Origin of the sequence: Pseudomonas parafulva, from assembly GCF_000800255.1 — a bacterium.
Classification (GTDB): domain Bacteria; phylum Pseudomonadota; class Gammaproteobacteria; order Pseudomonadales; family Pseudomonadaceae; genus Aquipseudomonas; species Aquipseudomonas boreofloridensis.
The window spans coordinates 1065520-1079730 of the sequence record NZ_CP009747.1; the positions used below are offsets into that span (position 1 = coordinate 1065520).

15 protein-coding genes and 5 tRNA genes are annotated in these 14211 nt (G+C 62.0%); 13 read left to right on the forward strand and 7 right to left on the reverse strand.

The genetic code is table 11. The annotated features are described in order from the left end of the window. Positions 1-71: 71 nt before the first annotated feature. The 3 genes from NJ69_RS22720 to NJ69_RS04640 form a co-directional block, all read right to left on the reverse strand. The gene (locus NJ69_RS22720; RefSeq protein ID WP_162889501.1) at positions 72-245 is read right to left on the reverse strand and encodes a PA1571 family protein; all 174 of its coding nucleotides are present in this window, start codon (positions 243-245) and stop codon (positions 72-74) included. Between the two features lie 269 nt (positions 246-514). Beyond that, a tRNA-Pro gene (locus tag NJ69_RS04635) sits at positions 515-591 on the reverse strand. Between the two features lie 81 nt (positions 592-672). Further along, positions 673-894, reverse strand: coding sequence for a YgdI/YgdR family lipoprotein (locus NJ69_RS04640; protein ID WP_029613518.1), 222 nt, complete (start codon positions 892-894; stop codon positions 673-675). Positions 895-1057: 163 nt separating this feature from the next. On the opposite strand from NJ69_RS04640, the gene moaB reads away from it, so the two are divergent. The 3 genes from moaB to yegS all read left to right on the forward strand — a co-directional run bounded on the left by moaB (position 1058) and on the right by yegS (position 3818). Next, a complete protein-coding gene (moaB, locus tag NJ69_RS04645) occupies positions 1058-1597 on the forward strand; it encodes a molybdenum cofactor biosynthesis protein B (RefSeq protein ID WP_039576542.1) in 540 nt (179 codons plus the stop codon). Next, a complete protein-coding gene (locus NJ69_RS04650) occupies positions 1581-2807 on the forward strand; it encodes a molybdopterin molybdotransferase MoeA (RefSeq protein ID WP_155290513.1) in 1227 nt (408 codons plus the stop codon). Before moaB ends, NJ69_RS04650 begins: the two co-directional genes overlap by 17 nt. Positions 2808-2930: 123 nt before the next feature. Next, positions 2931-3818, forward strand: a complete 888-nt coding sequence (gene yegS, locus NJ69_RS04655; protein ID WP_039576544.1) for a lipid kinase YegS — start codon at positions 2931-2933, stop codon at positions 3816-3818. On the opposite strand, the gene NJ69_RS04660 is transcribed toward yegS, so the two are convergent. The 3 genes from NJ69_RS04660 to NJ69_RS22300 form a co-directional block, all read right to left on the reverse strand. Continuing rightward, on the reverse strand, positions 3802-4458 hold the full coding sequence (locus NJ69_RS04660; protein WP_039576545.1) for a response regulator: 657 nt from the start codon (positions 4456-4458) through the stop codon (positions 3802-3804). The two genes, yegS and NJ69_RS04660, sit on opposite strands and share 17 nt — an antisense overlap. Then, the gene (locus tag NJ69_RS04665) at positions 4451-5344 is read right to left on the reverse strand and encodes a sensor histidine kinase (RefSeq protein WP_039576547.1); all 894 of its coding nucleotides are present in this window, start codon (positions 5342-5344) and stop codon (positions 4451-4453) included. Before NJ69_RS04665 ends, NJ69_RS04660 begins: the two co-directional genes overlap by 8 nt. 383 nt (positions 5345-5727) lie before the next feature. Further along, a complete protein-coding gene (locus tag NJ69_RS22300; RefSeq protein WP_080754715.1) occupies positions 5728-6171 on the reverse strand; it encodes a hypothetical protein in 444 nt (147 codons plus the stop codon). 341 nt (positions 6172-6512) lie between these two features. On the opposite strand from NJ69_RS22300, the gene NJ69_RS04680 reads away from it, so the two are divergent. The 5 genes from NJ69_RS04680 (at position 6513) to NJ69_RS04700 (ending at position 11934) form a co-directional block, all read left to right on the forward strand. Then, entirely contained in the window at positions 6513-7448 is a 936-nt protein-coding gene (locus NJ69_RS04680) for a chemotaxis protein CheV (protein ID WP_029613525.1), read from the forward strand. A 61-nt stretch (positions 7449-7509) separates the two neighbouring features. Then, positions 7510-8313 carry an MOSC domain-containing protein gene (locus NJ69_RS04685; protein WP_039576555.1) on the forward strand — a complete coding sequence of 268 codons (804 nt, stop codon included), beginning with the start codon at positions 7510-7512 and terminating at the stop codon, positions 8311-8313. A 98-nt stretch (positions 8314-8411) separates the two neighbouring features. Beyond that, a complete protein-coding gene (locus NJ69_RS04690; RefSeq protein WP_039576556.1) occupies positions 8412-9095 on the forward strand; it encodes a response regulator transcription factor in 684 nt (227 codons plus the stop codon). After that, entirely contained in the window at positions 9092-10414 is a 1323-nt protein-coding gene (locus tag NJ69_RS04695; protein ID WP_039576559.1) for an ATP-binding protein, read from the forward strand. The genes NJ69_RS04690 and NJ69_RS04695 overlap by 4 nt, the downstream gene beginning before the upstream one ends. Positions 10415-10533: 119 nt before the next feature. Beyond that, a complete protein-coding gene (locus NJ69_RS04700) occupies positions 10534-11934 on the forward strand; it encodes an aspartate aminotransferase family protein (RefSeq protein ID WP_039576568.1) in 1401 nt (466 codons plus the stop codon). Positions 11935-12012: 78 nt separating this feature from the next. Here NJ69_RS04700 and folD read toward each other — a convergent pair whose 3' ends face one another. Next, complete coding sequence (folD, locus tag NJ69_RS04705) at positions 12013-12867, reverse strand: bifunctional methylenetetrahydrofolate dehydrogenase/methenyltetrahydrofolate cyclohydrolase FolD (protein WP_039576569.1); 855 nt, start codon at positions 12865-12867, stop codon at positions 12013-12015. A gap of 259 nt (positions 12868-13126) precedes the next feature. On the opposite strand from folD, the gene NJ69_RS04710 reads away from it, so the two are divergent. The 5 genes from NJ69_RS04710 (at position 13127) to NJ69_RS04730 (ending at position 14052) form a co-directional block, all read left to right on the forward strand. Next, positions 13127-13203: transfer RNA gene (locus tag NJ69_RS04710), tRNA-Arg, on the forward strand. A gap of 42 nt (positions 13204-13245) precedes the next feature. Then, a tRNA-His gene (locus NJ69_RS04715) sits at positions 13246-13321 on the forward strand. A 54-nt stretch (positions 13322-13375) separates the two neighbouring features. Beyond that, positions 13376-13460, forward strand: a tRNA-Leu gene (locus NJ69_RS04720). A gap of 35 nt (positions 13461-13495) precedes the next feature. Next, positions 13496-13571, forward strand: a tRNA-His gene (locus tag NJ69_RS04725). Positions 13572-13752: 181 nt separating this feature from the next. Then, positions 13753-14052: a DUF6388 family protein gene (locus NJ69_RS04730; RefSeq protein ID WP_039576570.1), complete on the forward strand. Its 300-nt coding sequence runs from the start codon at positions 13753-13755 to the stop codon at positions 14050-14052. Positions 14053-14211: the final 159 nt, after the last annotated feature.

Below are 14211 nucleotides of genomic sequence, written 5' to 3' on the forward strand. Positions count from 1 at the left end.
TTAGAGCGTTTTCGGCCCGCCAGAAATGAAAAACCCGGCGCGGGCGCCGGGTGTAAGCAATTCGGTGAGGCTCAAGCCTGGCGGATCTTCTCCACTCGGCTTTCCTCCAGCTCCTTGCAGGCCTTCTGGATCATCTGCTCGGTGATCGGAATTTCGCGGCCTTGGGCATCGATGATCGAGCCGCACACCTGATGTTGAGTGTGCTGGGCGTTCTTAACGGTGTCGCTGCTATGTTGCAAGCTCATTTCCTGTCTCCTCTTCAGGTTGCAAGCTCAGACTAAACGCTCGCCGTGACTGACCTGTGACAGTTCCCTCGGTATCACGACACGCACAGTCCAACAGAAAGCACGATAAAGCTCCAGTGCCCCAATTAGATCGATGAGCTATAGGCACTGTGCTCACTCGGCATGCGATCCCACTGAGCCTTCGAGAGTTCCAACAGGATGAACAAGCGGCGTTGCATGCTTTCCACAGGCAACAAAAAACCCGCACGAGGCGGGCTTTTCGAAGGATTTGGTCGGAGAGACAGGATTCGAACCTGCGGCCTTCTCGTCCCGAACGAGACGCGCTACCTGGCTGCGCTACACTCCGATGGGCAAAATCCTACTGCATCGCATTTTTTAACGCAAGCCCTTGTTGTGTAAAGGGCCTTTGCCTCAAAAGCGGTGCGAATCAGAGCTCTTTGACAGTCCGCACCTGGTCTTTGTTGATGCGTGCACGCTTGCCGTCGAGCTGCTCGAATTCATAGAAGCCGGAGTCTTCGTCGTAGGAAGGTTTGTCCACGGCTTGAATCTCGCGGCCATCGTTCAGCGTGATGACGGTGGGCGATGCGCAACCGGCGACGGCAGCCAGGCCCAGGGCAAGCAGGAAGGCGGGGAGGGTCCGTTGGATCATCGTGTGTCTCCATTTCGATGGTGCATGATGTGCCTCTGACGCTGCCTGAGCATGCAAAGTTCCTCGTGGCGTGCAGTGCAAGGACAATCGCGTGGATACCGATCCAGGACGGAGGCGGCCTTGTGCTATAACGGGCGCTTTACTTCCCGCATGACGGATTCCCATGAAAGCCAAGGCAGATACTCCCTTCGTGCCGCTGAACATCGCTGTGCTGACGGTCAGTGACACCCGTGCGTTCGACACCGACACTTCTGGCCAACTGTTCGTCGACCGGCTCACCGCTGCCGGACACCGGCTGGCTGAGCGCGTGCTGCTCAAGGACGACCTGTACAAGATTCGCGCCCAGGTCGCCACTTGGATTGCCGATGACCTTGTGCAGGTCGTACTGATCACCGGCGGAACCGGCTTCACCGGTCGCGACAGTACCCCGGAAGCCGTCGCGTGCCTGCTGGACAAGCAGGTCGATGGCTTCGGCGAGCTGTTCCGCCAGATATCGGTGGCGGACATCGGCACGTCCACCGTGCAATCCCGTGCGCTGGCAGGTTTGGCCAACGGTACCCTGGTATGCTGCCTGCCCGGTTCGACCAATGCGGTGCGTACGGGTTGGGACGGCATTCTCGCCGAGCAACTCGACGCCCGTCATCGTCCGTGCAATTTCGTCGCTCACTTGAAGCAGGCACCGGCCTGTGAAAGTCGTGGCTGAGGTGGCTGCGAGCCGGCCCTTGATGCCGGTGGAGCAGGCCTTGGAGCGCCTGCTGGCGCTGGCCGAGGCGGCGCCTATCGAGGGAGTCGAGGAGGTCGCCCTGGGCGAGGCCGAGGGGCGCGTGCTGGCCCAGGCGCTGGTTGCCACCCTCGACTTGCCGCCTTGGCCGAACAGCGCCATGGACGGCTACGCCGTGCGCCTGGAGGACCTGCACGATCAGCCTCTGGCGGTCAGCCAACGCATCTTCGCCGGCCATGCGCCGGCGGCTTTGCAAGCGGGCACCTGTGCGCGGATCTTCACCGGGGCACCGCTGCCCGAAGGCGCCGACTGCGTAGAGATGCAGGAAAACACCGAGGTGCTCGCAGACGGCCGGGTGCGTTTCCTGCACCCGCTTGTCGCTCAGCAGAACGTGCGGCCCCAAGGTCAGGAAACCCGTGCCGGCGAACAGATCATGGCCGCGGGCACCCGTTTGGGGCCGATCGAGCTGGGTCTGGCTGCGACCCTGGGGCATGCCACGGTTCAGGTGCGTCGACGCCCGCGCGTCGCGGTGTTGTCGACCGGCGACGAACTGGTCGAGCCCGGACTGCCCCTGGGGCCCGGACAGATCTACAACAGCAATCGTCGACTGCTGGTCAGTTGGTTACAGCGCATGGGCTGCCAAGTGATCGACGCCGGGATCCTCGCCGACGATCTGACGCTGACCCGCCAATGCCTGGAGCATCTGGGCGAAGTCGATTTGATCCTCTCCACCGGCGGCGTTTCCGTGGGCGAGGCCGACTACTTGGGCATGGCGCTGCGCGAGGCGGGCGAGCTGGCACTCTGGAAGCTGGCGATCAAGCCCGGCAAGCCGCTGACTTGCGGGCAATGGCGCGGTGTGCCGGTGATCGGACTGCCTGGCAACCCGGCCTCGACGTTGGTCACCTTCGCCTTGCTGGCGCGTCCTTACCTGCTGCGTCGGCTTGGCGTCAGCGAGGTCGCACCGCTGCGCTTCTCGGTCCCGGCAGGCTTCGACTGGCCAAAGCCTGGCAGTCGCCGCGAGTATCTACGGGCACGTATCGAGGACGGCCAGGTGTGCCTTTATCCCAACCAGAGCTCTGGCGTGTTGCGCAGTGCAGTCTGGGCACAAGGGCTGGTCGAGGTGCACGAAGGTCGCACCGTGGCCATGGGCGACAGTGTCCCGTTCATCCCTTTCAGCGAATTGCTCGATTAACGTCCGACCTCAAGCGACTAAACCCATCCGGCAGGGATTAGCGCAGATTTGATCGACGGCGTGCAGCATTCGTCGATCTTCGGTGGTCGAGATTGCAATTGGCGTCTATCAGGAGAGTTTCGGATGCACGGGCACAAGGCGATGTTGATCCTGCACGGCAAGCAGGCGCTGAACGAAGAGGTACGCGAGGCGGTAGGTGCCGTGCGCGAACGTGGCCAGCATCTGGACGTACGCTTGACCTGGGAAGCCGGTGATGCCCGGCGCCTGGTCGAGGAGGCGTTGAGCGCCGGCTACACGCAAATCGTGGCGGGAGGCGGGGACGGCACCTTGCGCGATATCGCCGAGGCCATTGCCCAATCCGATGGTCAAGCCAGCCTGGTGCTGCTGCCGCTTGGCACCGCCAACGATTTCGCCCGCGCGGCGGGGGTTCCGCTGGAGCCGGCAGCCGCATTGGCATTGCTTAATGTGCCCGCGCGGGCAGTGGACCTTGGGCGTGTCGGCGAGCAGATGTTCCTGAACATGGCCACCGGTGGTTTCGGCAGTCAAGTGACGGCCAGCACCTCGGAGGATCTGAAGAAAGTGCTCGGCGGGGCGGCCTATCTATTCACCGGTTTGTCACGTTTCAGCGAGCTGCAGGTGGCTTCGGCCACCTTGCACGGCCCGGACTTCCATTGGCAGGGCGAGTTGCTGGCGCTGGCGGTCGGCAATGGTCGTCAGGCGGGCGGAGGTCATGTGCTGTGCCCTGAGGCCCTGGCTGACGATGGACTGTTGGATGTCGCCATCCTGCCCGCGCCTCAAGCCATGGTTGGGGCACTGCGCGACTTGCTCAGTGGTGAGGAATTGTTCGTTCGGGCGCGGCTGCCTTGGGTGGAGATCGGCCAGGCTGAAGGACTGGCGCTGAATCTCGACGGCGAACCGTTGAAAGAGGGCAGTCTGCGCTTCGAAGCCGTGCCGGGGGCACTGCGCGTGCACCTGCCCAGCGACTCCCCCTTGCTCAGTCATCCAGGCTGATGATGCCTTCGCGCACGGCGAACAGCACCAGGCCCGCCACATCGTAGATCTGCAGGCGTTTCATGATCTGCGAGCGGTGGGTCTCGACGGTCTTTATCGATAATCCCAACCCGTTGGCAATCTCCCGGGTCGATTTCCCGCGCACGATCAGGCGCAGGATTTCCAATTGCCGGGCTGTCAGGTGGTGCCGGTCGCTGGATGACGGCCTGCTGCTCTGGGCGCGCAGCAGGGCTTGATTGATCACCGTGTGGGCGATCGCTGGGCTCAGGTAACGTTCGCCGCTGCACAAGGCACCTAGGGCGTGCTCCAGTTCGCTGGCGCTGGTGTCTTTCAGCAGATAGCCGTGTGCGCCGCTTTCCAGCGCGCGCATGATCAAGTCCGGCTCGGTGTGCATCGACAGGATCAGTACTTTGCACGCGCAGCCGCTGTCGCGCAGTTGGGTCAAGGCATCCAGGCCGTTGGTCGAGCGCATGGAAATGTCCAGCAGGACGATGTCCGGGCTCAAGCTTTGTACCCTCTCCAGAAGATGCTGGCCGTCATCGGCTTCGCCCACCACTTCATACCCGACGAGGTCGGTGACCAGCGCACGCACGCCGGCTCGAATCAGTGAATGATCATCGATCAGCAGCAGCCTAATCATCGCAATGTGCCGTGCTGGCTCGTTCTTCGCGGCGTGCAGGCCAAGGGAACAAGACTTCGATGCGGGTACCTTGACCGGGCTGGCTGATCACCTCCAGGCGGCCTTGCAGCGCGGCTATCCGCTCCTGCATGCCGGCCATGCCGCCGTGGCCGCGCAGCCCTGTGACGTGGGTCGGTTCGAAGCCGATGCCATCGTCCTTGATGGACAGGCGCAGACCTTCAGGCGTGCGCTTCAGGCGAATCAACAGGTTGTGTGCACGGGCGTGGCGCAGCACGTTGGTGACTGCCTCCTGGGTGATGCGAAAAGCTGCCATGGTCACCGCTTCGCCGATACCACCCAGGCGCTGCTGGCATTCCAGGCTCCAATGCACGTCGCTGTTTTCCAGCGCTCGCAGTAGGTGAGCCCGCAAGCTTGCCTCCAGGCCCTGACTGTTCAGTTGTCGCGGATTGAGCAGCGCGGACACATCGCGCACGCTGTCCAAGGTGGTGTCGAGCGTGTCGCGCAGGATGTCGCAGTGCGGGAGCAGCGTGGTCGGCATCCGACGCCGTAGCCAGTCGAGCTGGAGCTTCGCGGCGGTGAGCGACTGCCCGATGTCGTCATGCAGTTCGCGGCTCAGGCGCTGGCGTTCGCCTTCCTGGACTTCGAGCATGCGCTCTGCCAGTTCCTCGGGCTGCAGATGAATCGCGCCCCTGCAGCGGCACAGTTGCCACGCGACGGCGAGCAGGGCGATCAATTGCAGGATGAGCGCCGCCGTCGACAAGCGTTGAGCGCTGGCATAGGCGACCACGCTGGCGATCAAGGAGGCCGCACAGAGCAACGCAGTCGCCGCAGGCAGCCAGGTGACGCGCGGGCGGCAATGCAGAGGAATCTTCAAGCGTGAAAGCATAGATTGGAAAGCCACTGGATAATTGCCGGCGCAGGTCGCGAAACACGCCTTGGCGCTGTGAATGACCTGCTTATTCAATCAACAATGAACACGCTGATTAGTGTGGAACCAGCGTGTGGTGGGTGTTGTTTAGTGCGCATGGTATCACTTCGAATCGATTTGGTCGCGGCTGCTTAGTTGCTCTGAGCCGAGTTAATACGGGGCGCGCAGAGGTTAAGTGAACCCTGGAGAAAATGGCCATGCGCTATTATCTCTACAGAATCAGAAACTTCTTGAATAACTAAGCTAATGCGCTATCACGGCCCTGACATTACTTGACCTATCCAACAACTTACCGAGTGTTGATGGGGCAACACTTTGACTCGTTAGTGGGAATGGTCTCTTCACTCATTCAGGGAACGCGTTGCCGACGCGGGGGAGGGGCAAGGTTGGTCAAGGGCACTGGCCAAGGCGCCGACGAGCAATTGCTGCTCCGTGCCGTCCAAATGCAGTTGGCCTGTGTGTGGATCGACCAACTCCAGTTGCCAATCCAGCAGATCAAGACACTCCGCCAGCGCCGAAAGCGCGCCAGACGGTAACCGACAACCCTCGCAACTGGGCTGGAGTAACTGCCGCAGCACGGTTGAGTAACAGGATATTTCGCGCATCCCCGATGCGCTCGCGCCTTGGGCCAGGGTGTGCAGACATTCGTCCAGGCAGCGGCAGGCGTCGGGGTCGTTGCCGATCAGTGCCAGATGCTGCAAGCACTCCTGGGCGCGTTTGAGCAAGGCTTGCGCATCTGGCATAAATTCCCGCAACACGGCGGAGTTAGAGGGCCCGCGTTCCATCGTCAGCCTCCGCTGCGCGACGAGCAAGCAGGGGGTAACCACATCCAGATGTTCGCTGACAAAAGCCTGACTCCGTCCATGCACTGAGAATGGCGTCACATTAATGGCTAAAGGATATCGCGAATATCAGGTTGCTCCCGATTGAACCTAAGGGTTTCCCTGATGAGGTGTTTGCGAGGCGGCGCTAGGGCTTTGAAGTAGGTGGCAGCAGTTAAGCATGATGGTAAAGTGATATCAATCGCCGTTCGGGGATTTTGTCGCGTGCATCAAGCTCTGGCCAATTGTGCCGATACAGGTCAGATGCATCCAATATTTTCGCTTCAAAGCCTGGGGGTTGTGCAATGGCTGGCATTCTCGACACGGTAGATCAACGCACGCAATTGGTGGGCGAGAACCGCCTGGAAATCCTCATGTTTCACCTGGCCGGTCGACAGTTGTTCGCGATCAACGTGTTCAAGGTCCAGGAAGTGCTGCAGTTGCCCAAGCTGACGCTCATGCCGCAGCGCCACACCTTCGTGTGCGGCGTGGTCAACCTGCGCGGGCAGACTTTGCCGGTGATCGACCTGTCCCAGGCGATCGGCATGCGTCCCCTGCAACCGGGGCCTGACAGCACCATCATCGTCACCGAATACAACCGCTCGGTGCAGGCGTTCCTGGTCGGCGGCGTGGACCGCATCGTCAACATGAACTGGGAGTCCATCATGCCGCCGCCCACCAGCGCCGGCCGCCAGCATTACCTGACAGCCATCACCAAGGTCGATGACAAGCTGGTCGAGATCATCGACGTGGAAAAGGTTCTGGCCGAGATCGTGCCGTACAGCGCCAAGGTCTCGCGCGACAAACTCGAAGATCCGGTACTGGCCCGTGCTCGTGGTCGCGAAGTGCTGCTGGTCGACGACTCCAGCGTGGCCTTGGCGCAACTGCGCGACACTCTGTCGCAACTGGGGATGAAGCTGCACGTCGCCAGCGACGGTCTCAAGGCGCTGCGCCTGCTCAAAAGCTGGGCCGATGCTGGGGAGGATGTCTGCGAAAAATTGCTGATGATCTTCACCGATGCGGAGATGCCCGAGATGGATGGTTATCGCCTGACCACCGAGATCCGCAACGATCCTCGGCTGCGTGGGCTGTACGTCGTACTGCACACTTCATTGTCGGGTAGTTTCAACGAATCCATGGTGAAGAAAGTAGGTTGCGACAACTTCCTGTCCAAGTTCCAGCCAGACCGGTTGGTGGAAGTGGTGCGCGAGCGCCTGTCGCTCGATCACGCTGCGGTCTGAGCCCTGCACGCGACGTGCAGCGGGTATAAGCTTGGGCTTTGACGAGCGTGAGGCGGTTGGCATGTTTCTGAGTGCGTTGTACCGGTATCCGGTGAAATCAGGCCAGGCGCAGTGCCTGGCCGAATCGGCGCTCGACGCTCTTGGCCTGGACGGCGACCGACGCTGGATGGTGGTCGAGCAGGACACGGGTCGGTTTCTGACCCAGCGCGCCTGGCCGCAGCTTGGGCGGCTCAAGGCCTGCCCCGATGAAGACGGCGCTTTGTTGCTGGAGGCGCCGGGGCATTCGCCGTTGCAGGTGCGGGTGCCGGAAGCCGACGAAAATCTGCGAGGGGTCACTCTGTGGCGCGACACCTTGCGCGTGCCCGACGCTGGAGAGGCCGCCGCACAGTGGCTCAGCCAACTGCTGGACAAGCCCGTGCGCCTGGTGCATTGCCCACGCCAGCGGGCACGCTACTTGCCCAGCGGCTATGGGCTGGACACCGATCGAGCTGCCTTTCCCGACGGTTTTCCCTTTTTGCTGATCGGTCAGTCGTCGCTCGATGAGCTCAATCGACGCATCGGTCGTCCCCTGCAGATGTTGCGTTTTCGCCCTAACCTGGTGGTCGAAGGCGCCGAGCCCTTTGCCGAGGATGGTTGGAAGCGTATCCGTATCGGTGAACTGACCTTTCGCGTACTCAAACCGAGCGTGCGCTGCATCCTGACCACCCTTGACCCGGACACGGGCGAGCGCAGCGCCGATCGGGAGCCGTTGACCACGTTGAAGACATTCCGCGAGCGCGACGGCGATGTGCTGTTCGGGCAGAACCTGGCCGTCGATGGCCGCGGACGTCTCGAGGTGGGCATGCCGGTGGAGGTGTTGGAGTAGCGGCTTGGGGGAGGCGACGGCAGGCGCTTGTCGCGCCATAATCGGCCCTTAATCGCACCCTGTTGCACTGCGCGTCCCATACCCGGAGATTCCCTTAAATGCATGTTCTGCTCTGCGAGGATGACGATCTGATCGCCAGCGGCATCTGCGCCGGACTGGCGGCTCAGGGGCTGACGATCGATCGGGTGGCCAGCGCCTCGGCGGCGCGGGCATTGCTGCAGGCAGCGCAGTTCGATGTGATGATTCTCGATCTGGGGCTGCCTGACGAAGACGGTCTCAAACTGCTGCGTCGTCTACGTCAGCAGGGCGAATTGCTGCCGGTGCTGGTGCTGACGGCCCGCGACGCCGTCACTGATCGTGTCGAGGGGCTTCAGGCGGGGGCCGATGATTACCTGCTCAAACCTTTCGACCTGCGCGAGCTCGCCGCGCGTCTGCACACCCTGCTGCGGCGCGTGGCCGGGCGTGCGGTCAATGTCATCGAGCATGGACCTTTGTGCTACAACCCCAGCAGCTGCGAAGCGACGCTGGCTGGGCGGCCCGTGGATCTGTCGCGGCGCGAACAGGCGCTGCTCCAGGCGTTTCTGCAGAATCCTGGTCGAGTGCTGTCCGGCGAGCAGCTCAAGGATTGCGTATACGGCTTCAGCGACGAGGTCGAAAGCAACGCTCTCAACGTCCATATCCATCACCTGCGGCGCAAGCTTGGCAACAGCATCGTCGAAACCGTGCGTGGCCTGGGCTACCGTCTCGGTCCAGCGCAGGTCAACGAGGAGCGCGCGCCATGAGCTTGCGCGTGCGCCTGTCACTGATTCTCGGCAGTGCCTTCATCCTGATCTGGATTCTGGCGGCGGCCTGGATGCTGCGCGACTTGCGCCAACAGATGATGTTTTCCCTCGACCAGCGCCTGGTGGCCTCCGCGCGCATGGTGGCGGGACTTGTCGATCAACTGCCTCAGCCGCTGACCGGCAAGGACCGTGAAGCGCACTTTGCCGCCGACCAGTTCAGCGTTCCAGACGGCATGGCCTGCCAGGTCAGCTCCCTGCGTGGTGAGATTCTGGCCAGCAACCATAAGCACGACGGCAGCATGGACGACCAGCGCAGCGGCTTTCGCGATCAGATCATCGATGGCAGTGCCTGGCGTACCTTTACCTACAATCACGGTGATGTGCGTATCACCACGGCCGATAGGCATCAGGAGCGCGAGGCGCTCAATCGCTCGATTTTGCTGGCGGCCTCGGCGCCGGTGTTGATGGCCCTGCTCGGCAGCCTGGGCCTGCTGTGGATCGGTCTAGGCAAGGGTCTGGAGCCGCTCAACCGCATGCGCGATGCCTTGCGCCGGCGCCGCGCCGACAGCGTCGAGCCGCTGCAGGTGGCGGGTATGCCCAGCGAGTTGCAGCCGCTGCTGGAAACCCAGAACCAGTTGTTCCTGCGCATCGCTCAGACCCTGGAGCGCGAGCGGCGTCTGACCGACGATGCCGCGCACGAGCTGCGCAGCCCCCTGACCGCGATCAAGACCCATCTGCAGGTGGCGCGCATGACCGACGGCCAGGTGCGCGAGCAGGCGCTGGAGCATGCCGAGCAAGGCACCGATCGCATGCACCGCACCTTGGAGCAGTTGCTGATGCTGGCGCGGGTCGAGGGCAGCTTGTCGTTCGACGATGGGGTGCAGTGCAGCGCCGAGCAGGTCGCACGCCTGGCGATGCAGGATGCCAGTGGTGGAGATAACCGGCGCATCGCGCTGCATTTGCCGCAGGAAGCGGCGCGCGTTTACCTGGGCATGCCGGCGCCACTGGCAGTAGCGGCATTGCGCAATCTGCTGGATAACGCGCTGCGCCACGGTGGCAGCGAGGCGGTGGAGCTGGAGGTGCAGATGGCCGAAGGGCAGGTGGGGTTCGTGGTGCGCGACCACGGTCCGGGTATCGCCGATGAAGATCTGGAGCATTTGACCGAGCGGTTCTGGCGCAACAGCAAGAGTTTGGGCAGCGGGCTGGGCTTGGCGATCGTGCAGGCGATCGTGCAGCGTTGCGCCGGCAGCTTGAAATTCGACAGTCGCAGCGATGGTCTGCGGGTGTGCCTGCAGGTGCCGGTGCGCGAGCTGACTTGAAGTAAGAAGGGGGCTAAATCCCCGCCTGGCTCAAGCGTTTCACAAGCAATGACTTCCCGGCACTCTCTGCGCTGACAGGCGCGTGACGGGCGTCTCTACTTGCTTGCGAGGGTTCGCCGATGTCGACCGTTTCCCGTCTCGCCCAGGCGCTGCCTGCCTGCGTGCCAGAGACCCTGTATACGTTTCGTGAGTCACCCCTGCTGTTGCGTCAACAGCAGCAGGAGTCCAACGCGCGCAGTTATCCGCGGCGTATTCCGCTGGCACTCAAGCGCGCCCGTGGCATTCATGTGGAAGACGTCGAGGGGCGACAGTTCATCGACTGCCTCGCTGGAGCGGGCACCTTGGCATTGGGGCATAACCATCCGGTTGTGGTGGAGGCGATCCAGCGCGTGTTGGCCGACGAGTTGCCGCTGCACACCCTCGACCTGACTACGCCGGTCAAGGATCAATTCGTTCAGGACTTGTTCGCCGTGCTGCCGGAGTCCTTGCGGCGGGATGCGAAGATCCAGTTCTGCGGGCCAACGGGCACCGACGCGGTGGAAGCTGCATTGAAGCTGGTGCGCACGGCCACCGGGCGCAGCACTGTGCTCGCTTTCCAGGGTGGCTACCATGGCATGACTCAGGGCGCGCTGAGCCTGATGGGCAGTCTGGGGCCGAAGAAAGCACTGGGGGCGCTACTGGGCAGCGGCGTGCAGTTCATGCCTTATCCGTATGATTACCGATGCCCGTTCGGTCTCGGCGGCGAAGCTGGCGTGCGGGCCAATCTGCACTATCTGGAAAATCTCTTGCTCGACCCCGAGGCGGGTGTGCAGTTGCCTGCTGCGGTCATCCTGGAGGTGGTGCAAGGTGAGGGTGGCGTCATACCAGCGGACATCGAGTGGTTGCGTGGTGTGCGCCGAATCACCGAAAAGGCCGGAGTGGCGTTGATCGTCGATGAAATCCAGAGCGGCTTTGCCCGTACTGGGCGGATGTTCGCCTTCGAACATGCCGGCATCGTGCCTGACGTGGTCACCCTGTCCAAGGCCATTGGTGGCAGCCTGCCGCTTGCCGTGGTGGTCTACCGTGATTGGCTGGATACCTGGGCACCGGGCGCTCATGCGGGCACCTTCCGCGGTAATCAGATGGCCATGGCGGCAGGCTCCGCGGTGATCGACTATCTGGTGGAACACCGCTTGGACGAACATGCGCATGCCATGGGGCAGCGGCTGCGCGGCCATTTGCAGCACCTGCAGCGTGATTATCCGCAGTTGGGCGATATCCGTGGGCGGGGTTTGATGCTAGGTGTGGAGTTGGTCGACCCGCAGGGTGCGCGGGATGCGCTCGGTCATCCGCTCGCCTCGCCGGAGCTGGCGCCCAAGGTGCAGCGCGAATGCCTGAGGCGCGGGCTGATTCTCGAGCTCGGCGGCCGGCATGGTGCGGTGGTGCGGTTCCTGCCACCACTGATCATCAGTGCCGAGCAGATCGATGAGGTCGCCGAGCGCTTCGCGCGTGCGGTACAGGCGGCGGTCGCCTCGGACTGAGTGAGCAGCCGTCTGTTCAGTTGGGCGATGGCTTAGAAGAAAGGCACCTTTTCAGGTGCCTTTCTTTATAGGGTGCCCTCAGCCGTGCAGCTCTTCTGCTGCGTAGAGGGTGTTCTCCAGCAGGCAGGCGCGGGTCATGGGACCGACGCCGCCTGGAACTGGCGTGATCCATCCTGCACGCGGCAGGGCAGTTTCATACACGACATCGCCGACCAGCTTGCCGTCGTCCTGACGATTGATGCCGACGTCAATGACGATGGCGCCTTCCTTGATCCATTCCCCCTTCACCAAGCCGGGCTTGCCCGCCGCCACCACGACCAGATCGGCGCGGCCGACATGGCCTGCCAGATCCTGCGTGAAGCGGTGGCAGACGGTCACGGTGCAACCAGCCAGGAGCAATTCCATGGCCATGGGGCGGCCAACGATGTTCGAGGCACCCACGATCACGGCGTTCATGCCGTAAAGCTCCTGACCGGTGCTGTGCAGCAGGGTCATGATGCCTTTCGGTGTGCACGGGCGCAGCAGTGGAATGCGCTGGGCCAGACGGCCGACGTTATAGGGGTGGAAACCGTCGACGTCCTTGTCTGGACGAATGCGCTCGAGCAGCAGCGAAGCGTCCAGGTGGGCAGGCAGTGGCAGTTGCAGCAGAATGCCGTCGACGGCTGGGTCGTCGTTGAGGCGGTCGATCAGATCGGATAGGGCTTGCTGCGTGGTATCGCTGGGCAGGTCGAACGCCTGGGAGATGAAGCCGACTTCTTCACAGTCTTTGCGCTTGTGCGAAACGTAGACTTGGGAGGCCGGATCGGTGCCGACCAGGATCACCGCCAGGCCCGGGGTACGCAGGCCCTGCTGGCGGCGTTGCGCGACACGTTGGGCGATCTGCTGGCGCAGGTTGGCGGCGATCGCCTTGCCATCGATAAGGTGTGCAGTCATAGACGCGTGATTAACCATCGAGAAGGGAACAATAAAGAGGGCGCATTCTCGCACGACCGCAGCCGAGGGCAAAGGCGCGTGGTCGGGCAAATCTTCTAAGCCCTTCAATAATTTAAATTTTTTTGAGAAAGGTGTTGACGCTAATACAAGGTGCCTATTAAGATTCGCCGCACTTGTCGGGCACAGCCTAGCACTGGTTGGTGAAGTCGGGCAGAATGGGTGGTTTTCTGATCGCTTGTTCGGTTTGGCATCAGCTCTTGCGCCCGTAGCTCAGCTGGATAGAGCATCCGCCTTCTAAGCGGATGGTCGCAGGTTCGAGTCCTGCCGGGTGCGCCATTAGGCAGCTTGGGCAAGCAAGTCGGTCTGTAAAGCGATATGGTGGGCGTAGCTCAGTTGGTAGAGCGCTGGATTGTGATTCCAGTTGTCGTGGGTTCGATTCCCATCGTCCACCCCATATTTTGCGAAGGCGCCTTGATGGTAAATCCGGCGCCTTTGTCTTGAGCGTCATGCGGACGTGGTGAAATTGGTAGACACACTGGATTTAGGTTCCAGCGGCGCAAGCTGTAAGAGTTCGAGTCTCTTCGTCCGCACCATGTTTCTCTAAGTTGTACGGTAACAATGCATTCTGGTGGGCGTAGCTCAGTTGGTAGAGCGCTGGATTGTGATTCCAGTTGTCGTGGGTTCGATTCCCATCGTCCACCCCATATTCATTCGAGGGCGCCTTGATCTTGCGATCGGGCGCCTTTGTCGTTTCTGCTCGGGTTGTTGCGCTGCTTGAGGCGTGTCTGTTTTGCCGCTCGCGCGAGTCTACTGGTGGCGCGAGCCTGGAAGCTGATAGATTTCAACCGGTTGAGAAGCGGGTCGTGGCCGGTGGAGGGCTTACCGATGATTGCAAAAGAAGCACGTCAGGCTTTGGCATTGCAGCGCTTCTGCCAAAGCCATCCGCAACTGCTCGAAGAGATTCGTGAGCTTGAGCCGCGCGAGCAGGCGCAGCAAATCGAATGGGCGTTCGAGGACGCGGCTCAGGAGCAGGGTATCGAGCCCTGGGAGTTGGCGTTGCAACTGATTGCAGAAACGCCGGAGCAGTTGCAGGCCATGCGCCTGGAGACCCATCGCGAGGTCGCAGATGCGCTGGGTATGTCGTGGCAAGAATACTGCGGTTTCAATGACATCGAGCCGTCTTGAGCGGCTTTGCGGCCAGCGTCGAGCGAGTGAGTTCCAGGGGGGGCTGGGTGATCGCCCTCCAGGCCGCAATTAATGAGGCCTCAAGCGTTTCGTTACAGGTTTATCAAGGAAAACGACCGTCGTAGCGTTCGGTATTCTGGGTGGGGTGACTTCTGGTGT